Origin of the sequence: Alcaligenes sp. SMD-FA, from assembly GCF_025960365.1 — a bacterium.
GTDB classification, from domain to species: domain Bacteria; phylum Pseudomonadota; class Gammaproteobacteria; order Burkholderiales; family Burkholderiaceae_B; genus Alcaligenes; species Alcaligenes aquatilis.
The window spans coordinates 1,251,663-1,272,103 of the sequence record NZ_CP110108.1; the positions used below are offsets into that span (position 1 = coordinate 1,251,663).

At 55.1% G+C, this 20,441-nt stretch carries 17 protein-coding genes and 3 tRNA genes; 6 read left to right on the forward strand and 14 right to left on the reverse strand.

From position 1 onward, the window contains the following. Positions 1 to 69: 69 nt before the first annotated feature. Positions 70 to 1,179, reverse strand: a complete 1,110-nt coding sequence (locus OKX01_RS05730; protein WP_094196063.1) for a 4-oxalomesaconate tautomerase — start codon at positions 1,177 to 1,179, stop codon at positions 70 to 72. Between the two features lie 136 nt (positions 1,180 to 1,315). On the opposite strand from OKX01_RS05730, the gene OKX01_RS05735 reads away from it, so the two are divergent. Next, complete coding sequence (locus OKX01_RS05735) at positions 1,316 to 2,272, forward strand: LysR family transcriptional regulator (RefSeq protein WP_022983202.1); 957 nt, start codon at positions 1,316 to 1,318, stop codon at positions 2,270 to 2,272. On the opposite strand, the gene OKX01_RS05740 is transcribed toward OKX01_RS05735, so the two are convergent. The 7 genes from OKX01_RS05740 to OKX01_RS05770 form a co-directional block, all read right to left on the reverse strand. After that, positions 2,269 to 3,687, reverse strand: a complete 1,419-nt coding sequence (locus tag OKX01_RS05740; protein ID WP_230018738.1) for an MFS transporter — start codon at positions 3,685 to 3,687, stop codon at positions 2,269 to 2,271. The genes OKX01_RS05735 and OKX01_RS05740 overlap by 4 nt on opposite strands. Positions 3,688 to 3,746: 59 nt before the next feature. Beyond that, positions 3,747 to 5,198: an aldehyde dehydrogenase gene (locus tag OKX01_RS05745; RefSeq protein WP_094196064.1), complete on the reverse strand. Its 1,452-nt coding sequence runs from the start codon at positions 5,196 to 5,198 to the stop codon at positions 3,747 to 3,749. A gap of 36 nt (positions 5,199 to 5,234) precedes the next feature. Further along, the gene (locus tag OKX01_RS05750; protein ID WP_234354390.1) at positions 5,235 to 6,800 is read right to left on the reverse strand and encodes an FAD-binding oxidoreductase; all 1,566 of its coding nucleotides are present in this window, start codon (positions 6,798 to 6,800) and stop codon (positions 5,235 to 5,237) included. A 10-nt stretch (positions 6,801 to 6,810) separates the two neighbouring features. Next, positions 6,811 to 7,302, reverse strand: coding sequence for a hypothetical protein (locus OKX01_RS05755; protein ID WP_264672595.1), 492 nt, complete (start codon positions 7,300 to 7,302; stop codon positions 6,811 to 6,813). Between the two features lie 10 nt (positions 7,303 to 7,312). Next, a complete protein-coding gene (locus OKX01_RS05760) occupies positions 7,313 to 7,675 on the reverse strand; it encodes a c-type cytochrome (protein WP_125277744.1) in 363 nt (120 codons plus the stop codon). 38 nt (positions 7,676 to 7,713) lie between these two features. Next, the gene (gene pobA, locus OKX01_RS05765) at positions 7,714 to 8,883 is read right to left on the reverse strand and encodes a 4-hydroxybenzoate 3-monooxygenase (RefSeq protein WP_094196067.1); all 1,170 of its coding nucleotides are present in this window, start codon (positions 8,881 to 8,883) and stop codon (positions 7,714 to 7,716) included. 385 nt (positions 8,884 to 9,268) lie between these two features. Beyond that, positions 9,269 to 9,703 carry a hypothetical protein gene (locus OKX01_RS05770; protein ID WP_108727119.1) on the reverse strand — a complete coding sequence of 145 codons (435 nt, stop codon included), beginning with the start codon at positions 9,701 to 9,703 and terminating at the stop codon, positions 9,269 to 9,271. A 307-nt stretch (positions 9,704 to 10,010) separates the two neighbouring features. Here OKX01_RS05770 and OKX01_RS05775 point away from each other — a divergent pair, with 307 nt between their 5' ends. Next, positions 10,011 to 11,069: a DUF1176 domain-containing protein gene (locus OKX01_RS05775; RefSeq protein WP_264672596.1), complete on the forward strand. Its 1,059-nt coding sequence runs from the start codon at positions 10,011 to 10,013 to the stop codon at positions 11,067 to 11,069. Between the two features lie 317 nt (positions 11,070 to 11,386). On the opposite strand, the gene OKX01_RS05780 is transcribed toward OKX01_RS05775, so the two are convergent. After that, positions 11,387 to 11,462, reverse strand: a tRNA-Thr gene (locus OKX01_RS05780). 111 nt (positions 11,463 to 11,573) lie between these two features. Here OKX01_RS05780 and OKX01_RS05785 point away from each other — a divergent pair. After that, positions 11,574 to 11,957, forward strand: a complete 384-nt coding sequence (locus OKX01_RS05785; RefSeq protein ID WP_094196070.1) for an MAPEG family protein — start codon at positions 11,574 to 11,576, stop codon at positions 11,955 to 11,957. A gap of 136 nt (positions 11,958 to 12,093) precedes the next feature. Here the strand turns inward: OKX01_RS05785 and OKX01_RS05790 are convergent, their stop codons facing one another. Beyond that, positions 12,094 to 13,182 carry an AI-2E family transporter gene (locus OKX01_RS05790; RefSeq protein ID WP_108727120.1) on the reverse strand — a complete coding sequence of 363 codons (1,089 nt, stop codon included), beginning with the start codon at positions 13,180 to 13,182 and terminating at the stop codon, positions 12,094 to 12,096. A gap of 243 nt (positions 13,183 to 13,425) precedes the next feature. Continuing rightward, positions 13,426 to 15,003 (reverse strand): Na/Pi cotransporter family protein, encoded by a 1,578-nt coding sequence (locus tag OKX01_RS05795; RefSeq protein WP_199827862.1) that lies wholly within the window; start codon positions 15,001 to 15,003, stop codon positions 13,426 to 13,428. Positions 15,004 to 15,302: 299 nt separating this feature from the next. Here OKX01_RS05795 and OKX01_RS05800 point away from each other — a divergent pair, with 299 nt between their 5' ends. Beyond that, on the forward strand, positions 15,303 to 15,611 hold the full coding sequence (locus OKX01_RS05800; protein WP_264672597.1) for an IrmA family protein: 309 nt from the start codon (positions 15,303 to 15,305) through the stop codon (positions 15,609 to 15,611). A gap of 145 nt (positions 15,612 to 15,756) precedes the next feature. Here the strand turns inward: OKX01_RS05800 and OKX01_RS05805 are convergent. Then, positions 15,757 to 15,832: transfer RNA gene (locus OKX01_RS05805), tRNA-Asn, on the reverse strand. A 543-nt stretch (positions 15,833 to 16,375) separates the two neighbouring features. Between OKX01_RS05805 and OKX01_RS05810 the strand changes: the two genes are divergently transcribed. Further along, positions 16,376 to 17,518: a porin gene (locus tag OKX01_RS05810; protein ID WP_094196073.1), complete on the forward strand. Its 1,143-nt coding sequence runs from the start codon at positions 16,376 to 16,378 to the stop codon at positions 17,516 to 17,518. 261 nt (positions 17,519 to 17,779) lie between these two features. Here the strand turns inward: OKX01_RS05810 and OKX01_RS05815 are convergent. Continuing rightward, a tRNA-Asn gene (locus OKX01_RS05815) sits at positions 17,780 to 17,855 on the reverse strand. Between the two features lie 339 nt (positions 17,856 to 18,194). On the opposite strand from OKX01_RS05815, the gene OKX01_RS05820 reads away from it, so the two are divergent. Next, positions 18,195 to 19,115 carry a DMT family transporter gene (locus OKX01_RS05820; protein WP_094196074.1) on the forward strand — a complete coding sequence of 307 codons (921 nt, stop codon included), beginning with the start codon at positions 18,195 to 18,197 and terminating at the stop codon, positions 19,113 to 19,115. Between the two features lie 18 nt (positions 19,116 to 19,133). On the opposite strand, the gene OKX01_RS05825 is transcribed toward OKX01_RS05820, so the two are convergent. Then, a complete protein-coding gene (locus OKX01_RS05825; RefSeq protein WP_094196075.1) occupies positions 19,134 to 20,357 on the reverse strand; it encodes a patatin-like phospholipase family protein in 1,224 nt (407 codons plus the stop codon). Between the last annotated feature and the right edge of the window lie 84 nt (positions 20,358 to 20,441).

Below are 20,441 nucleotides of genomic sequence, written 5' to 3' on the forward strand. Positions count from 1 at the left end.
GGCGCAGCCCACCCCCTGCCACCCCAGTGGCGCAAGCCCTGCGGTGTTCTTTTTTTGTTTGAAATGCGTTTAGTTCGAGTGCGGGACCAGAACGTCGCCGCGCATCAGTGCTCTTGCGGTACGCAGCAATGCTGCCTTGGTCACAATCTCGGGGTTTTCGGGGTCGCTATCGAGCGTGACGCTGAATTCGCCAGTGGGATGTTCGACCGATAGCGTGACTGGACCTTGAGCTTGCTCGAAGCGGGCGATCCCCTCGCAAACCGTGCCGGGCAGTTTGATGGCCGTACCCACTGTCACGGCAGCCAGCACGCCAATGGCCTCATGACATACATGGGGGATGAAACTACGGGTGGTCACAGCGCCGCCGTGTTCAGGCGGGGCGATCAGTGTCATCTTCGGGTAATTCTTGGTCGAGACATCGCCCAGTCCCATGCGTTCGGATATCTGCAGGCGCAACGCTTCTACGCGTTGCTTCAGTTGCGTATTGGCGTTGAGCTCAGCCACGCTTTCCAGACCGCTTACGCCCACATCGGTCGCCTTGAAAATCACTAGCGGCATACCGTTGTCAATGCAGGTGACATCTAGGGTGAACGGGGGCAAGCCGTCCGCATGAACGGTGATGGTGTCTTTTGGGTTGCCCGTGGGCAGCAGGCCCGAGCAAACCGAGCCTGCCGTATCCAGAAAATTGATGGCAATCGGGGCGCTGGTGCCCGGTACACCGTTAATCGCGGCATCGCCGTCGTAGCTGATGACGCCTTCGGGGGTTTGCACCTGAATTTCGCTGACCATGCCGGTATTGAGCGTCAGGACTTTGACCGTGGTGGTGGGGCCTTGCGCCTGGATCAGGCCTTTTTCCAAGGCAAAGGGGACGACCGCCGCCAGCATATTGCCGCAATTGGGCTTGGTGTCCACCAGATCGGAGTCGGGCTGCAGTTGGGCAAACAAAAAGCTCAAATCAGCTTGGCCGGTGCTGCAGATGTCCACGATCCCCACTTTGCTGGTCAAGGCGTGGGCGCCACCGATGCCATCGATCTGACGACGGTCGGGTGAGCCCATCAGCCTGAGCAAGAGTCGATCTCGTTCCTGGATATCGTCGGGCAGATCTTTGGCGTAGAAGAATGGACCTTTGGATGTACCCCCCCGCATCAGGATACAAGGAATGCTATATTGGCTGGCCATAGGTGGTGCTCCATAGGTCACTGAAAAAACAGGCAAACTGCGAGGCACATTGACTGTGTTCCCATTCGCTCTTGCTATGCGTACCTATTTTAGTAAGCCCGATAAAAGATAAAAGAACGAAACCCGACTAGTAGATATGTCAAAAAAACATAGCGAAGACAAGCGCCCTATGGAATACGTGATCGATCTCAAGCAATTGAGCTACTTCACGCATGTGGCCGAACTGGGCAGCTATACCCGAGCTGCAGAATTTACCAATGTGGCTCAGCCAGTCCTGAGCCGGCAGATTCGCAAGTTGGAAATTGATTTGCGGCAGAATTTGCTGATTCGTCACGGGCGCGGTGTCATGTTGACCGACGCCGGCAAGATCTTGCTCAAACACAGCCGCTTGATTTTGCGCCAGTTGGAGCAGGCGCAGGAGGATCTGAGTCTGTCTGAGGGCAAGCTGACGGGGCACATGTATTTAGGTTTGCCGCCAACGGTGGCGCGCACCATTTCTTTGGATGTCGTGCAGGCGTTCAAGGAACAGTTACCCGATGCACACCTGACGATTATCGAGTCCCTGACGGTGAATCTGGAGGAGCAAATTCATCTGGATCGGGTCAATATGGGATTGCTGTATAACCCTTCTTCCTCGCCAACACTGGAGACGCAGCTTCTGGCCGAGGAACAGTTGCACCTGATTTGCGGTGTGGACAGCCCTTATGCGCAGGGACGCAGCCGTATAGCGCTTAAAGATCTGGCCGATATTCCGCTGATCATGCCCAGCCTGTCCAACAGTTTTCGGATGTTGGTGGAAAAAGAGATGCAAAAGCTCAATCTGAAGCCGCAGATTGAGTTTGAGATCAACAGTGTGGGGGTGATCATTCAATTGCTGGCCAAAGGCATGGGGGCTGCCATTTTGTCCCGCTCGGTGTTGGAGTTCATCCCGCAAAGTGGCTTACTGACGGCTATTCCAATCGAGCAGCCGGCCTTGGTCAATCGTTTGTACCTGGCCTATTCCTCCAAACGTTTGCCCACCAAACTCCAGGTTAAAGTGCGGCAGATCCTGATTGATATTTGCCAGCGACATTTCCCTGGTCGGGATGATTAAGCGCCTTGCTTTTGGGTCATGTTATGCCCATCCATGGCATGCAGGCGTCGAAAAATGAATGCGGAGCTCAGGGTAATGAGCCCGACAATGACAAACGTGAACTGGAAGGCTGTGGTGGCCGTTTGTACGGATGAGGCGCCAAACAGGGCTTGTCCGTAGCGCAGGAGCATGGCACCGATGGCGGTTCCCAAACCCATGGCCAGTTGCTGGTTTACCGCCATCAGGCTATTGCCGCTGCTTTTTTGATAGGGACGCAATCTGGCCATGGTCAGGGTGTTGACGGCGCTGAACTGAATCGAGTTGGCGGCTCCCAAAAGCAGTAAGTGCAGACTGATCCACACGGTACTGGTTTGCGCGTCAATAAAAGCCAGCGCCGTAATCAGCAGGCCGATCAGGATGGTATTGCTGAGCAAAATGGACCGATAGCCAAATCGGTTCAGCAATGGGTGCAAAAAGGGTTTGGCTGCCATGGCGGAAATGGCCATGGGCAACAGCAAGAAAGCGGATTGTACGGGGCTGTAGGCAAAGCTGATCTGAAACAGCATGGGCAGCAAAAAGGGCAATGCTGCCATGCCGATCCGGCTAAGCAGATTGCTGCTCAAACCAATCCGATAGGTACGTACAGACAGCAGATGGCCTGGATACAAGGCGTTTTGTTTGTGCGTGCTATGGCGCTTGTAGCCTAGCAAAAGAAAAAAACCGGCCAGTATTAACACCCCTGACAAAGCGGGGCTGGCGATGTGGCCCGCCAATTCAAAGCCCAGCGTCAGCAGGCAGGCGCTGCCAATGAACAGCAGCAAGCCGTGCAGATCCAGTTTTCCCGGCTTTTCGGTGTAGTTAGGCATCCACTTGCTGGCAAAAAACAGGGACAGCAGGGCAAAGGGCAGATTGATCAGGAAAATCCAGTGCCAACTGGCATATTGCACCAGATAGCCGCCTACCAGCGGCCCCAGTATGGGCCCCAGCAGAGCGGGCATGACGGCATAGTTCAGTACACGCAATAACTCGGCATTGCGAAATGATTTCATCAATACCAGTCGTGCCACTGGGGTCAGCAAGGCTCCGCCCATGCCCTGAATCACACGGGAGACCAGCAGCATGGACAATTGCGAGGACAGGGCACACAACAGCGATCCCAGGCCAAACAGAAACATGGCGGCCATGAAGATTCGTCGGGTGCCAAAACGGTCGCTCAGGTGTGCGCTGATGGGGATGCATACTGCCACAGTCAGGACGTAGCTGACGATGACCGACTGCATGTGCAGGGCTGAGGTGTTCAGGTCGCGGGCCATGCTGGGCAGCGCCGTGTTGAGTACGGTGACGTCCAGCATTTGCATGAAGATTGCCAACGCCAACAGCGCGGGCAACATGGTTTTTTGAAAAGGAGCAAGCGGTGCGGGGGCAGGGTGAGGCATGACAACAGGGCGCAGGGTCGGCCCGGGACCGATCCTGCGCCCGGGCCTGCAGGCCAGATTTATAAAGGATACTGGCGGGGGGTCGTCTGGACGGTAATCCAGCGCAGTTCGGTGAACTCATTGATGGCGGATTTGCTGCCAAAGCGGCCATAACCGCTGGCTTTCATGCCGCCAAACGGGGCTTGGGCCTCATCATGGACGGTGGGGCCATTGATGTGGCAAATACCGCTTTGTATCTGTTTGGCAATACTCAGGCCACGGTTCACATTCTGGGTGAATACCGCTGCCGCCAAGCCATATTCGCTATCGTTGGCCAAGCGGATTGCCTCGCTGTCCTCGTGATAGCGGGTCATGGTGACGACCGGGCCAAAGGATTCCGTGGCATAGAGCTGCATGTCGGGGGTGACGTCATTGACGATCAGCGGATGCATCAGGGCGCCCTCGATGTTCAGGGGGAGCGGCAAGGTGGCACCTTTGGCAACGGCGTCCTCTACCAGGGCTTTGATGCGCTGGGCAGACTGGGCACTTTCCAGATAGGCAAAGCGCGTGTCTGCCTGATCGGGTGAGCCAACCGGAATGGTCTTGATCTTGGCGACCAGTTTTTCCAGAAAGGACGAGGCAATCGACTCATGCACAATCAAACGCTCGGTTGACATGCAGATCTGGCCCTGGTTGAAGTAGGCGCCAAAGGCTACGCCGGCAACGGCCTGCTCCAGGTCGGCGTCTTCGCACACAATAACCGGTGCCTTGCCACCCAGTTCCAGCAGGACGGGTTTGAGGTATTTGGCGGCGGTGGCGGCGATGATCTTGCCGACCTTGGTGGAGCCGGTGAAGTTGATGCGTTTGACGGCCGGGTGGGCAATGAGCTGCTCGACGACGGCAGGCGCATCTTCGGGAGCGTGGGTAATGACGTTGATCACGCCGGCTCCGACGCCCGCGTCATTGAGCACTTGTCCCAGCAGAACATGCGTGGCCGGACACTGTTCGGAGGCTTTCAGGATGACGGTGTTGCCGCAGGCCAGGGGCATGGCCATGGCACGGGTGGCAAGAATCACGGGTGCATTCCAGGGAGCGATACTCACGACCACGCCGCAGGGAACGCGATAGGCCATGGACAGGCTGCCGGGCAGATCCGAGGGGATGATGGAGCCGTCAATCTGCGTGGTCATGGCAGCGGCTTCACGCAAGATGTTGGCCGACAAATGTACGTTGAAACCATACCAGGAGTCGGTCGAACCTGTTTCCTGACGGACCGTGGCGATGAACTCGGCTGCGCGCTCGTCCATGAGGTCCGCCGCTTTGAGCAGGCGCAGGCGGCGCTCGGTGGGGCCCAGGGCTGACCAGTGCACAAAGGCTTGCTCGGCGGCCTGCAGCGCGGCTTGTACATCATCGGGCTGGGCGGCCGCCGCGACGGTCGCGGTTTGGCCGGTAACGGGATTCTGACGCGTAAATGTCTGTTGACCACTGGCCTCACGAAGCTGGCCATTGATCAGTAGTTGACTGGTGTTCATTATGTCTCCTGCAATGCTGCGGATAGATAGGCAAAGTTAAAACGGGTTGTTCAGGTCAATGCCGGATTTGCCCGGTGCCAGGATATTGTTCGGATCCAGGGCGCGCTTGATCGCGTGTTCGACCTGGCGTTTCACCGTTCCGTATGATTGGGCGACCCGCTCCTGAAAGCGTGTATTGACCCGATACACGGCATACCCTTCTTTCTCGAACTCATCGAGCAGTTCATTAAAGCAGGCATCGGCCCGTGCCGTCTCTTGTGGATTGCTGCGATCGTAAAGCACATCGATGACATGGTGCATGTCTCGCCAGCCCACAATGAACTCACCGACGTAATCGAGCCCGTGCTTGTTCAAAATGGTCTTGGCCAGTGTTTTTTGTTTGTCGCATTCGCTGCCACGGGCCTGGCTGACGGGGGCGAACCACATGGAGCCACCGCCTCCGCGCCAGTTGTACAAGCCAAATTCCTGCAAGTTGGGCACGCCCGACATCAGTTCGGCGCGGTATTTGAAGGGTTGTGTATCGCCCGCCTCTTCCTGGGTCACCAACGTGCCTTTACCCATTTTCTTGACTGCTTCCTGGACAATTTTCCAGTTCACATCCACTTGCTCTTGTGTACCGTACAGGGCGGCGTAGACGTTCCAGGCTCCCAGGTTCTTGTCTTTCTGGATTTGCTTCAGAACGCTGTCCGGGGTGGCGCCCGGTTCACTCAGGTAGTCGCTGCGCCGCGTATTGCAGGTAGCGGCTTCCCACAGAATATTGGCAATAACCACCGAGTTGGGGATGACCTGGGCAATGCGCAAGGGGCGAATCATCTCCACGATATCGGCAATATCGGCCTCTTGCTCGAACTTGATTTCAAAGGGTTTATAGACCGGAGGTTTGGGCATGAGCCAAAACCCCATTTTGGTGCAGATGCCGTAATTGGCCTGGGTAAACATCCCGTCCAGAGTGGGACCGTATCCCCATTTGAAAACCTGCCAGGCCTTGTCGCCCGGAACACTGCCCATGCCGGTACGCAATACCTGACCGTCGGCCAGCACCAGCTCCATGCCGCATTGCATCATGAAGTGTTCGCCGTACGGGGTATAGCCCACGCCACGATCCATCGTATTGCCCAACGGGCCGGCAATGGCCGAGGGCGCAGAAAAGGACAGCATGAGAGGAATATTGTTGTCCTCCAGATAGTCGTAGAGCTGCTGATACGTCACCCCGGGTTCGACCAAAGCGGTGCACAGATCAGGGTCCACATGGAGGATCTTGTTCATTTTTTTCAGATCCAGCACCACCTGGCCCCGTTGTCCGGGCGCGGCCGAGCCATAACCGAAGTTGCGCCCAGTGGAAATGGTCCAGATAGGGATCTTGTATTCGTTGCAGATCTTGACGATCTGCTGTACCTGCTCCACGGTGGTGGCCGACAGCACCGCCGAGGGCGTATGCGCCTCTTCGGAGACCGACATCATGATTTTGGTGTAGGGCTGAATCTGTGCCGACTCCAGCAGGACATTTTCCTTGCCCAACAAGGTCTGGAACTGGGTCAGCGCCTGTTGAAACTGGGACTGATCTACCCCTTTGGGTAGCACCATTTGTTTGTTGTTTTGCACGACCCCCTCCTTAAATTTCGAGCATGAACGACACGTGATGGCCGTTTACGTAGTGTGTGTTTTGAATGGCAGATTGTATGGGTGCGGCCCCGGCCAAGGCAGCGCCCAGACCTTGGCTGTCCCGGGTGCTGAGCTGTGCGTGGTGGGCCTGCCAATGCAGACGGCCCTGAGCGCTGCGCAGCAGATCGATCACAATGGTGGCGCTGGCATCATCGACCAGCCCCAGGATTTTTTTAGGCCCTGTCTGCTCTAGCAGGGTTTGCCATTGGCGCAGAAAGGACAAGTCGGTGCTGGTGTACAGCACCTGGGGGGCTGACGCGGGCTGGTACGCCTTTACGCCGCTGAGAAATGCCGACGCGCATTGGCCCGGAGTAAGGATGACATGCAGGGGCGGCTCTTGCTGTACAGGGGTTGCCCAGGTAGTGACGGATGAACTCAGGCTGCCCAGGGCCGATCCTGTCAGTACCATGCCTTTGAGAACCTGACGACGTTGACTGTTCATGCCAGGCTCCTTATTTGCTGGTCGCGCTGGCGGGCACCCGGGCCGGGGAGGTGGACAGATACTGACCTAGCTCCTTGAGGGTGGCATCGCTGATATGGGTCTGCGGAAAGGCAGGCATGGCTCTTAGGCCGCTGCGCACAATAATGGCAAAGAACTCGGGCGGAAGCTGCCGGCCTTTCAGTTCCGGGCCGATTCCTGCTTCGTGACAGTAAATACAGGTTTTTTCGTAGGTTTTCTGCCCCAGTGTCTTTGCTTGTTCGGCGGCAGCGCCTGTCGACAAACACAAGCTTCCCAGGCCCGCCAATGTCAGCAAGCGAGCCGTTCTGAGAGCGTGGCAAGTGAAGCCTTGTATTGCTGGCCTGTGGTAAGCCATATCCGTCTCCTGGTTACGATTGATTTTGATGTTTTTTGTTAGTAGGGAAGACCAACGTAGTTCTCGGCAAGCAGGCGGGCGCCGTGCTCGGAGTTCATCAGTTGGTTAAATTCTGCTGCCTGAAGTTTGTGATCCCAGTGATTCATGTCCGGGAAGGTGTGCATCATCCGGGTCATGTACCAGGAGAACCGCTCCGCGCCCCAGATGCGTTTCAGACAACGATCCGAGTAGCTCTCTATTTTGTCGCGACACTGGTTCTGGTAGAAGTCCAGCAGCGCCTCCGAGAGGTACAAGACATCACTGGCGGCCAGATTCAGGCCTTTGGCGCCGGTGGGAGGAACAATATGGGCCGCATCACCTGCCAGGAACAGGTTGTGATGGCGCATGGGTTCGGTCACGAAGCTGCGTAAAGGGGCAATGCTTTTTTCAATGCTGGGGCCGGTGACCAGGTTGGCAGAACGTTCAGGCCCCAGACGGGTGCGTAGTTCGTCCCAGAAACGCTCATCGGACCAGTCTTCTACCTTGTCGCTCAAGGGCACCTGAAGATAGTAGCGGCTGCGTGTTTTGGAGCGTTGGCTGCACAGTACAAAGCCGCGCTCATGCTTTACATAGATCAGTTCGTCCGAGACCGGTGGGGTGTCAGCCATCAGGCCCAACCAGCCAAAGGGATACACACACTCGTAGGTTTTCAGGATATCGGCCGGAATGGCGGGACGCGATACACCATGAAAGCCGTCACAACCGACGATGAAGTCACAGTCCAGACGGTGTGTCTGCCCTTCGTGCTTATAGGTGACATAAGGGTGGCTGCTTTCTACTTCATGCAAGGCCACCTCTTGGGCTTCATAGACGGTTGTTGCGCCGATCTTTTCACGTGCCTGCATCAAGTCGCGGGTGACTTCGGTCTGGCCATAGACCACGACATGGCGATTGACCAGTTTTTCAAAATCGACTCGAAACGAGGTGTCGCCAAACACCAGTTCACAGCCATTGTGTACTAGACCGTTCTTTTTCAGATTATCGGTGACACCGGCCTGCTCCAGGGCATCGACGGTGACGCTTTCCAGCACGCCGGCCCGAATGCGGCCCAGAACGTAGTCTCCCGTTTGACGTTCAAGAATGATGTTGTCGATACCGTTTCGGGACAGAATCTGTCCCAGCAGCAAACCGGACGGGCCCGCTCCGATAATAGCTACTTGAGTTCGCATTTTTTTCTCCACCAAGATGTTGCTGTGTTACTCGCTGTTTGGCGTATTGTCGTGAAAAAATCAGCAGGCAAATACATCGAATATGTACTAGCAGCTATGCGTTTTTATGCGAACAGTACTGTTTGAGTAGCCGAATCAATTTTAGGTGTTCTGTCTTCGAGTTGGACGTGTGTCTTTTCCTTTTGCACGGTGAGCGGATGAGCTTAAGGCCCTGTCTGCCTGGGCCAGCACACGGTATGTTCGATACTTTGGCATGGTGCGGCGCAGCCGTGGTGAGAGCCGCAGGGTCCGGCCTTATATCGCTGGCTGGCCTGATGCGTGCCGATAAGCCATGACGTTTCGTTCCTGAAAATAGCGCGCGGACGGTACGCCTGAGGCTAGGTTTCTAACGCAGTTCACGCACTTTGCAACGAGTCTTTCCTAGCTCGTCCTTTCGGCAAGAGGTCGCAGCGGTGCCCTCAGCATCAAAATAAATCCCCATGTCTTCTTTCTTGTTGTCGGGCGGGCCGAAGCGATTGGCCGGGTTCCTGTTCTGTTCAAGCTGAGGCAGGCGGTTGCGCTCCAGTTGCTGCTCGCGAGCCGCCTGGCGTGCTTTTTCCTCATTGTTCAGTGCCTTTTGGAAGTTTCTGCTGAACTCCGAGTCCTGGGCTGGAACTCTGGGCGTGCTTGGCGAAGGACTCGCTTGGCCTGGCATGGCGGAAGTCGAGCGCAGTTTTTTAAGATCTTCAGTGGTGACGGAAAAGTCGGTAGAAGCCGCGTGGCTGGCAACGGCAAGGAGACTGAGCAAGCCAATTGCAATGGGATTCAGGTATTTGCGCATCAGAATGTACTCGACGTGAATGAGGTTTGATTATCTATCGCTTGATAGACATTTCATGTTTTTTTGTTGGCATTCGATGCAAAGGGTTTGCCAGAGCACAAACGGCAACAGGGTGAACCAGGCGTCCGCAGCTCAGCCAGATAGCGCCAAGCTTTGCCAAGAGGGCGATAGAACAGAATAATGTCACGCACACACGCGGTCGGACGTTTAATGTGGTTTTCGGAAATAGGCTTGGGAAAACGCATTTGGCACCGTGGCGACGTAACATGTGCTGTGTATCCAGACAAGGCCTTAGGGAGGAGAGGAAATGAGCGGGCAGAAACAAGATCGCAGTGCATTTTTTTCAGTACGAACAGTCGCTATATCGCTCGTACTCTGTATGGGAGGTGCAGCGGCTCATGCTGCGTCAGTCTCGTTTTCTCATAAGGACTGGGACCTGAGCTGCGATAACACGCTAACTTGCCGTGCTGCCGGTTACGCTGCTGATGGTGAAGAGTCCGGTTCAACGGTTTTATTGGCTCGTAAAGCGGGCAGTGGAGAGCCGGTGGCCAATAGAGTCATGCTTGCCCACTATAGTGATGCCAAGTGGCAAAAAGGCTCAGCACCAGAACTTGTTATTGCGGGCCGTAAAGCAGGTCCACTGAGTTTTGCGAGTGACGAGGCATGGCAAATGAACGAGGCACAGTTAGCCCTGTTTTTGACAGCCTTGCAAAAAGATCAGGCAATCTCCTTTCGTGAGAATGGCAGCACCTATGCGTTCTCGGGAGCCGGTTCAAGTGCGGTCTTGTTGAAAATGGACGATGTTCAAGGGCGGGTAAATACCCCAGGCGCTATTTTGCGTAAAGGAAAAGGCAGTGAGTCTTCGGTAAAGGCGCCTATTGCTGCGCCAGTTATCAACCGTGCCCCGGTAGTGGATAAAAGCCTGCGCCCGATGACAGCGCAAGAGGACGCCTTGATCAGGCCTGTGCTTTTGAAGGTGCTAGCCGCTGACCAAGAGCCATCCTGCAGCGCAGACATACTGTCCGAGCCATGGGAAATTGCACGACTGAATCAGCAGTTCTCCCTGGTTGGCGCGCCTTGCTGGCTAGCGGCTTACAACGCTGGGGCAGCCTATTTTGTGATCGATAACACTATGCAGTCTGCTCCAGTATTAGTCAGTACCAGTGCCACTGACTACGATAATGGAACCATTTCGTCCAGCATGAAGGGCCGTGGGTTGGGCGATTGCTGGAGTTATGAAGCATCGGTCTGGGATGGAGCCGAGTTTGTTGCAAGTGAACGCGGCGACACGGGGCGCTGCGCACTGATTCGAGCGGGGGGCGCTTGGGTTATTCCGGAGTATCTCAGCCAAGTTGTTGGGCCGTGAGGCTGTACAAAAGCCATTGATGCGGCCTTTGGAGATTGATAAGCCCCGGTTTTGGAGTCTGGGGTTTATTTTTTTGTGCTCAGTCTGGCGATGGTGTGTTGGCAAGTTGAAAGATGCCGACGGCTTCTGGGCTGGACCGCGATGGTTGCCCGCCTGTTTTGTCATGCGCCTATTTTCGTGGGGCCTGCCGTGGGGCTTTTTGGGGGCCGTCTATGTGGAATAGTTGAAGCTAGGCGATCAAATGCTTCTGCGCTGAGAAAGCTAAACCATTGATTTGATGACTATTGATTATTTTATTTCAATGGTTTTAGATTAGCTGGTGCCGATGAAAGGAATCGAACCCTCGACCTTCTCATTACGAATGAGCTGCTCTACCGACTGAGCTACATCGGCTAACCTAAGACAGTAAGTATATCCTGTTTTTTTTGAGTTTGTAAATTCTGCGCGCGCATTTGCGGCGTAGCGTGCTATGTTGGGCGTTTTCAGCCTGTTAAGGGGACGGTGATGCTGGGGATCAAGATCAGTTTGGTAGTAGCGGCTTTCTTGCCTTGGTTGGCAGCGATTTGTGCTAAAGCCGGTGCGGCGGGTTTTACGAATCACGAACCTCGTCCGTGGCTGGCCAGTTTGTCGGGCTGGCGCTCTCGGGCCAATGCGGCGCAGGCCAATGCGTTTGAGGCACTGCCGTTCTTTTATGCGGCGGTGTTGTTGGCCTTGTGGTCGGGGGCGGATGCCTTGCGCGTGCAAAACCTGATGATGGTCTGGATCGCGCTGCGTGTGTTGTATCTGCTGATGTACATCATGGACAAGGCCAGCTTGCGTTCGCTGGTGTGGTTCCTGGCCGTGGCGGTCAATATCTGGATTTTGTTTTTGCCAGTGGTCGTGGTGTAAATCTGCTGCAAAGGTAAAGGGGCTGGTTCCGCCTGAGAAGGTAGAACCAGCCCCTTTTTTATACATCCAGACAACACGTTATCTCATCTGATAAACCGGCCAGAGCAGCGGATGTCTTGGGCTGGGTGCTTGGGGCTTAGTTACTGTGATTTTCCTGTTCTTCAGCTTCAACGCGGGCGCTGACCGCCGAGGGGAACAGATCCCAGCAGGCAATGAACATGGCGGCGATCAGCGGGCCGATCACAAAGCCGTTCAGGCCGAAAATCGACAAACCGCCCAGGGTGGAGATCAGAATCACGTAGTCCGGGATTTTGGTGTCTTTACCCACCAACAAGGGGCGCAGCAGGTTATCGACCAGGCCAATGACCAAAATACCGAAGGCCGTCAGGATAATGCCGGGGACGTAGTGACCCGCGACAAAGAAATAGATGGCGACGGGAGCCCAGATCAGCGAGGCACCTACAGCGGGCAACAAGGACAGGACGGCCATCAGGACACCCCAGAACAAGGCGCCCTGAATGTCCAGGAACCAGAACATGATCCCGCCCAGCGCCCCTTGAGTGGCAGCCACAGCAATATTGCCTTTGACGGTGGCACGCACCACGGTGGTGAATTTGCGAAACAGATGGGTTTTCTGGTTCTCGCTCAAGGGAATCAGTTGGCGGTAGTGACGACCCAGCTCCACGCCATCGCGCAGCAGGAAAAACAGCATGTACAGCATGATGCCCAGGCTGACCAGGAACTGGAAGGTGTTCTGGCCTACGTTCAGGGCTTGTTTGGTCAGGAACTGGCCACCTTGTACGGCAAACTGGGAAAACTTCTCTTGCAGGGATGCGGTGTCATGTAGGCCGAAACGGGCGGCAAAGTCATGCACACTTGGAGGCAGGGCATTGAGGATCTTTTGCAAATAGGCACCAGGGTTCAATTGGCCGCTATTCATCAACTCGTACAGAGAGGCGATTTGTTGAACCAATGACATGGAGATCAGGATGACCGGAATAATGACGATCAACACAATAACCAGCAAACTGATCAGGGCAGACAGCGAACGCCGGCCTTTTGTTTTAGCCAGCAGCTTGCGTTGCAAAGGAATAAACAAAATAGCCAGAACGGCACCCCAGAATATGGCGCCGTAAAAGGGAAGAAGTATCCATACAAAGGCAGCGGAGACCGCGGCCAGTAAAAGCAAAAAAGTACGGAATTGTAAATTTGGCCGGGTGGACATGGAGTTTTTCCATTAGCGTGAATTTGAGCCGATTGTAAGGGGAATCCTGACGACGGGAGTGAATCTTGGTATCTGTTTGCAGGGTTCTGGTCAGTCTTGGAACAAAGGCTCTTTCATATTCTTGTTATATGAGTCTTGCCACGCAGGAGGGCTGCAATAGCTGCTTTAGGTATGAATCGTCAGGTGGGAGCATGTCTGCCTGCGGGTAGCGGCGTCACCTTGGTGGAACCGGGGCGTTGTGGCTCACAGTTCCGTTTGGCGGGCCAGATTCAAGTAATAGCTGCTGCGCCAGACATGCTGGCTGCTGCGTTCGAACCAGCGGTGGGTATCGGTGATACGCAGGGTACGGGAGGCGTCGTCATGGCCTTGCGGAGCGGCCAGAAGCTGGCCGCGAATGGTGCTCAAGCGTTCAGTCAGGGCATGGGCCTTGACTTGTATCTGCTCGAGCCAATCGGCAGGGGCTTGCCCGTGCAGGCTTGCCTGGGCCAGGGTATTGAGTTCGGTGGCCAGGGTTTGGGCTTGCTGATAGCGACTATCGTGCAGATCGCCGTTGGGAGGGTTTTGCAAGCGGCTGCGCAGGCGATGCATGTGGTCAATGGTGTGCAAGAGGGCACTGATGCGGGTGGCCACGGCAGGATCATCCGCTGCGCTGGGGATACGCAGTACAAATTCGTAGGCTTGATCCAGCACGGTTTCGATTTGTTGTAAGTCGGCGGTAGCGGTGTTGGGGCGGCTCATGTTCAGGGTGTGCTGATACAGGTTCAGTAGACGCTGCGCCAGCTCCTCCAAGGTGCGTTGGGTGGTTTCCAGAGCAAGAGCCGGTACTTGTAGCAAGCTGTCGTCCAGGTGGTGCTGGGGACGGGCCGAGCGATCTGGCACCAGTCTTTGCACCCAACGGGCAAATTGTTGCGTAAAGGGCAGGCACAAGGCGGCGCCGATGCTGATGAACAAGCTGTGAAATGCGGCCAATCCGACTGCGCCGGGCGGGATGTTGATATAGGAACCGGTGGCGTGCATGGCCTTGAGAAACACAGGAAGGATCAGCAGCCCCAATAGACCGGCAATGACGTTGAACAGGATGTAGGCGATGGCCGTGCGCTTGGCGTAGATAGTGCCACCGATGGCGACCAATATTCCGGTCAGGGTGGTGCCGATGGAGGCACCCACGACAACGGCGGCGGCCTGGTCAAAGCTGACGGCCCCGGCATCCAGAGCGGTCAAGGTCATGGCAATAGCGGCTGTCGACGATTGCAGCACGGCAGTCAGGGCCAGGCCGGTCAACATGATCAGAAAATGAGCACCATAGCCCTGCGTAGGCAGATGAGCCAGGCTGAAACTGGCGGCCAGCCCTTGCATGCCGTCTTGCAACATGCTCAGCCCCAGAAACAGGATGCCAAAACCCGCCAGCGCACGGCCAAGTTCTTTGTAGCGACCGGGGGCCAGCAGTTTGAGCAGGGCACCCAAACCAAGGAGTGGCAGGGTGTAAAAGCCCAGATCCACTTTTAGTCCCAGGCCGGAGACGATCCAGCCGGTCGCGGTATTACCCAGACTGGCACCGATGACCACGCCAATGGCTTGTGTAAACGAGATCAGTCCTGCACTAACAAAGCCGATCAGGGTGACGGTGGTGGCGGTAGAGGATTGTGCCAGGGCGGTAATCAGCGCGCCTGAGGCAAAGGCCTTGATAGGTCTGCCGGTAAACGCCAGCAGAATCTGCTTGAGAGAGCCGCCTGCAAAAGCCACCAGCCCTTCGGACAGCAGCATCATGCCAATCAGGAACAGACCAAGCCCCCCTAAAAAGGGGAAAAGAGTATCAAGCATATAAAAGTGCGAACAGCGAAATAATCGGCAGGTTCTGGCGAGAAAAGCCGGAACACAATGTTGGATGGTGCATTATCGCCAGTTACGCTGTCTGTGGAGTGAAATTCTTGAGTGTTGCACACAGGATGCTGGTGCAAGCGTATGGTGCAAATGCAGCGATCATTCTCTTTTTGTGTAGAAAAGCGCTGGGATCCCTATTGTAAAAGAGAGGGCAATGTGGATTCTTGTAAAAGCGTGAAGCTGGCCGCAGGGGCCATGCTGCTGAGGGTTTGAAGGTTAGTCAGGCGCAGGCGGTTCAAATGTGGCATTCCGATACGGTATTTGCGAATCAGGGGATGGGCGCTGCGAACGCTACGTTTGATTCCCTAATGGAGCCTGTTCAGGCGCTGAGCAAGAAAAACAATAAGCTGGTGGCTGAAGATGTGATCGAGGTGGACGATGTTGGCAGTTCCAGTGTCGATCGTTATGCCACTGCGTATTGGCATAACGAAATCGCTTGCGATCAGAATTTGCGAGTGGAGGTGACGGGGGCGACGGCGGTGATGAATGGCGAGCGTGTTGATTTGCTGGCCAAGGACCGGCTGGATGTGCAGAACTTTGTTCCATAGAGATCCGCATCACGCCCGCAGGAGCAACGTAGGCGATCCAGGATCGTGATCTGGCCGGCAAAGCCTCTTGCGTAATCAAGAGGCTTTTTCATGGCAGCAGACGTAGAAAAGCCCAGCGACTTGCGTCGCTGGGCTTTGGTATTTTTGGCTCCCCGACCAGGGCTCGAACCTGGGACCTGCGGATTAACAGTCCGTCGCTCTACCGACTGAGCTATCGGGGACCAGCAAAGAAAATAATTATAGGGTAAAGCTATCGAGCTTGTAAAGAGTTATTTTATAAGAAATGTATTTTCATATACGCAAAACTGGATGCAGATTTGGCAATAGGCGTAATTCCTGATTTTTCCCTTGAAAACATACCGTCTGGTCAATAAGGTCCATCGCTCTGTTTTGTAGCAAATGGTTGCAAGCCGGTTGTTTACTGGCTTTGCGCCTGCTTTGCCTGTTTTTTGCTGAATTCTCTGTAGGTGAAAAACTAGGGAAAATGCGTATGAAACCTAGAAAACACGCTGCATTCAATTTGTTGACATCAATATTGTTTATGTCTGAAATATAAATACTTGCAGTATATGTGCTTCAACTATCAAGCCCCTTTCGTTCCCGTTTCAGGGTTGATCTGTTGAGCCGTTTTGCTTCAAGAAACAGGAGGGGTGCGGGAATTTGACGCTGGTAAATCAGCGTTCAGGCGGTAGGTCTCAGCACTGGATCAAGAGTCGGACAAGACAAGAAATCCGGCATTCAGACGTTTACAGAGAACAGAGAACATGAAAAAAACTATCTTGGCAGCCTTGTTGATGCCCGTATTGGCGGCTCCCGCCTACGCAGCATCGAACGTGACCTTGTACGGCGTGGTGGACACCGGCCTGGGCTACGAGCAGTGGAAAGGAAGTGACTTGAACGGTGGCGCCGTCAAACAAAGCCGTTTTGGTCTGTATGACCAGGGTTGGATGGGTAATCGTTGGGGCCTGAAGGGCAGCGAAGATCTGGGCGGCGGTCTGAAAGCCAACTTTGTGCTGGAAAGCGGCTTTGATTTGAGCACTGGCAATATGCGCCAAGGCCGTTTGTTTGGCCGTCAAGCGACGATCGGTTTGAGTGGAGATTCCTGGGGGCGTGTGGACCTGGGCCGTCAAACCACGGTTACTTCCTTGTACGTTGCCGGTGTGGCCAGCCCCTTTGGTGGTAACGGCTACCAGTACGGTGTTGGTGCTGCATTCAACGCCGCCAATACGGTTCGTTATGACAATATGGTCGCCTACCAAAGCCCCGAATTTTCCGGCTTTCAGTTTGGTGCGGGCTACTCCTTCAACACCAATGGCACCCAAAAGTGGGATCGCAGCGGTTTGACGGGCAATGCCATCAACAGCGATGACGCGAATGTCAAAGCCTTTAGCGTCGCCATGCGCTATAGCGATGGTCCGTTGAAAGCCGCCTTGAGTTTCGACCAGGCCCGTTATGGTTCGGCGCGTGAGCAAGGTGGCAACCTGGTTGCGGCTGAAAGCGGCAATGTCAGCGCCTGGAGTCTGGCCGCCAGCTACCAATTCAGTTTTGCTACGGTGCATGCTGCCTTTGGTCAAAGCCGCAACGGCTACATCGGTGGCTCGCTACAAACAGAACAGTTTGGCCCTGGTCTGCGCAAAGACCTGAAGGTCAATTCCTATGCCTTGGGTGTGACCGTTCCTACCGGGAAGGCTGGTTCGGTTCTGGCTTCCTGGACCATGGCTGACCCTCGTTCGACGCCACGCAGCACGGATGATGCCAAGACTCAACACGTGTTCAGTGCTGGCTACCTGCACAATCTATCCAAGCGCACCAATCTGTACGCCATTGGTTCCTATGCTCGCAATATCGGTTACTACAACGATCTGAAGAGCACGGTTGCTACGGTCGGTATTACGCACCGTTTCTGATCTTTTTGACTGATTCTGCCAGTCCCGGGTCGACGTAGTGCGTTAGCAGCGGCGGCATCGTCCCGGGCAGGGGCTAGGTCAGGGGAAAAGAGCCACAGCGGGGCTGCATCAACATGCAGTCCCGCTGTCCTTTATAAGTGGGTGGATTTTGTTTGTCCAAATGTTAATAACGCCGTTTCTTCGTGATGGGATGGACGCGTTTTGCAGGGACAAAAAAATCAGCCCAAAGCAAATGCGATGGGCTGATTTCGATGGTTTTCTTGGCTCCCCGACCAGGGCTCGAACCTGGGACCTGCGGATTAACAGTCCGTCGCTCTACCGACTGAGCTATCGGGGACCAGAGAAAAAGAATATAGCATGTATTTTTAGAAATGTGCAAGCCTTTGTGGGCGGGAGCGATAAAATTGTTTGCACATTGATGCTGTTTTCAGGATGGCTAGGCGAGGTCTTGGCCTTGATTGAACCCCGTTGTTCGATATCGCTTCAGGCACACCCTTCTGTTTTTGGTGCGCTGTAGGGGCTGCTTCGTCATTGTGGAGAATGCGAGCAGGGACAACATGGCCGCAGTGCAAGGCAAAGGGTAGAATCGACATCTTATTGTCCTTACTGACTCTTTTTTCGCCGGGGCCAATAGCTCTTGCGCTAACCATGTCGCCCTGCAAAGTGATGAATCCCCATGCAAGTTAGTCAAAGCCCCAGTGCGCAACGCAGCTCCTTTTTAATTGGGCTGGCGCTGTCGGGGGGCGGTTCTATTCTTTTCTCCGCCAAGGCGGTGGTTGCCAAGCTGACCTACCAATACGATGTCAACGCCCTGACCGTTATTGGTTTTCGCATGTTGTTGTCCTTGCCTTTCTTTTTGGCCATCGCTCTATGGCAGGTAAAAAAGGTACGTCAGGGCAAGCTGGCCGCACTGACTGGCCGCCAGAAACTGGAGCTGGTGGTGCTGGGCTTTCTGGGTTATTACCTGGCCAGTTTGCTGGATTTCATTGGCCTTGAATATATTTCGGCAGGATTGGAGCGGCTGATTCTGTTTTTGTCGCCTACCTTTGTGCTGCTGTTCTCCGCCGTTTTTCTGAAACGACGGATTTTGCCTAAGCAGTGGCTGGCTCTGGCGCTGGCTTATCTGGGGGTAGGGCTGGTCTTTATACAGGATTTGAGCCTGACAGGCGATGATGTGTTGCTGGGCGCGCTCTGTGTACTGGGCTCGGCCATTTCCTATGCCATTTACTTGATTGGCTCAGGCGAATTGCTCAAAGCGATTGGCTCTACACGGCTGGTGGCTTATGCCATGTCTTTCTCGGCGGTCTATACCCTGATCCACTTTTTTGCCGTGCTTGGCTGGCAGGGTTTGGTGCAGCCCGCTCCCGTTTATGGTCTGTCCATGATCCACGCCGTCTTTAATACGGTCTTGCCAACTTTTATGACGATGTGGGCGGTGGAACGTATTGGCGCGCCCATGAGTGCTCAAATGGGTTTGATTGGCCCGGTCTCGGTCTTGTTTCTGGCGAACTGGTTCCTGAATGAGCCCATTACGCTCATGCAATTGCTGGGTACGGCCTTTGTGCTTAGCGGCGCGATGGTCTTGAGCCGCCGCTAAGTCCCTGCACAGGCTGGCTTACTTGCCGTTGTTTGCCAGCCGTTTTTCGATTTCGTCGCGATGTACGTCGTAGGTGGTAAAGCCGGCCAGATTTGCAGGCATATTCAGTTTGTCACGGTGGATCAGCGTCTGGCGAATATCATCCAGGCCACTGCGCCAGTGTTCGCGCATGGTCATGCGGCCAAACTGGTAGTCCTTGTAGTGCTGTTCGTAGGGCTGGTTGCGATAAATCAGGTGCACCACGTTGTAGCGTTTGTTGCTGGCCAGCTCTTCGGCCAGACGGCAAGGCAGCAGTTCTTTGCGTTGCTCTTCGGGGATCAACGGCAACAGCTCTGACAGGATATGACGCATGTACTGCGAATGACGCATGTCCTCGGTCACCATACGCGTACGGCTGGAGTAGCGGATTTCGTTCAGGCGGTCGCTGACTTCGCCCATATTATTGGGCACCGGGCCACGCGCACTCCACAAATCCACTTGAAAAACCAGGGTGTCGCGGCGGGGGGACTGATCCAGCACATAAGACAGCGGCGTATTGGAGACCAGGCCACCGTCCCAGTAATACTGCCCATCAATTTCCACAGGGGCGAAAGCTGGGGGCAGAGCGCCCGAGGCCATGAAGTGCTCGGCCCGCAGCGTGGTGCGATGGTTGTCAAAGTACACAAAGTTACCCGTGCCCACATTGACCGCGCCGACCGAAATGCGCTGACGTTTGTCGTTGATGCGATCAAAGTCACACAAGCGCTCCAGCGTGTCTTTCAGTGCGCTGGTGTCGTAATAGCTGGCTCCCTCGGGAACGCCTGGTGTGGCTTGCATGGGAGGGGGAAAGCGGGGGCGAAAAAAGCCGCGCTGTCCCAAGACCAGGGCATTGCTGGCATTGAAGGCGCTGATGGCCTCGCGCATCACATCGTTAATGCCAAACAGGGCGCGCTCCAGGCAGGCCGGGCTAGACCAGCCATAGTAGGGCTCACAAATGGTGTTCCAGAACTCTCGTAAGCGCTCTACCTGCCGCTCGGGGGGATTGCCCGCAATAATCGCGGTGTTCAGGGCGCCAATAGAGATGCCGGACAAACAGTCGGGCTCAATTCCTGCTTCCAGCAAACCTTCATACACACCGGCTTGGTAGGCCCCCAAGGCGCCACCGCCTTGCAACACCAGGGCGACGGTTTCGTAGGGTGGCAAATAAGAGGGACGGGCAAAAGCGGGGACGTCTTGCGCTTGTGGCGTAGGAACAGTATTCATGGCATCACTCGGTTCAAGAGGTGGGCAGGAGAGCGGGATTTATGATCCCTTCTGTTTATGCTGCACTGCAGCAAGGATACCATT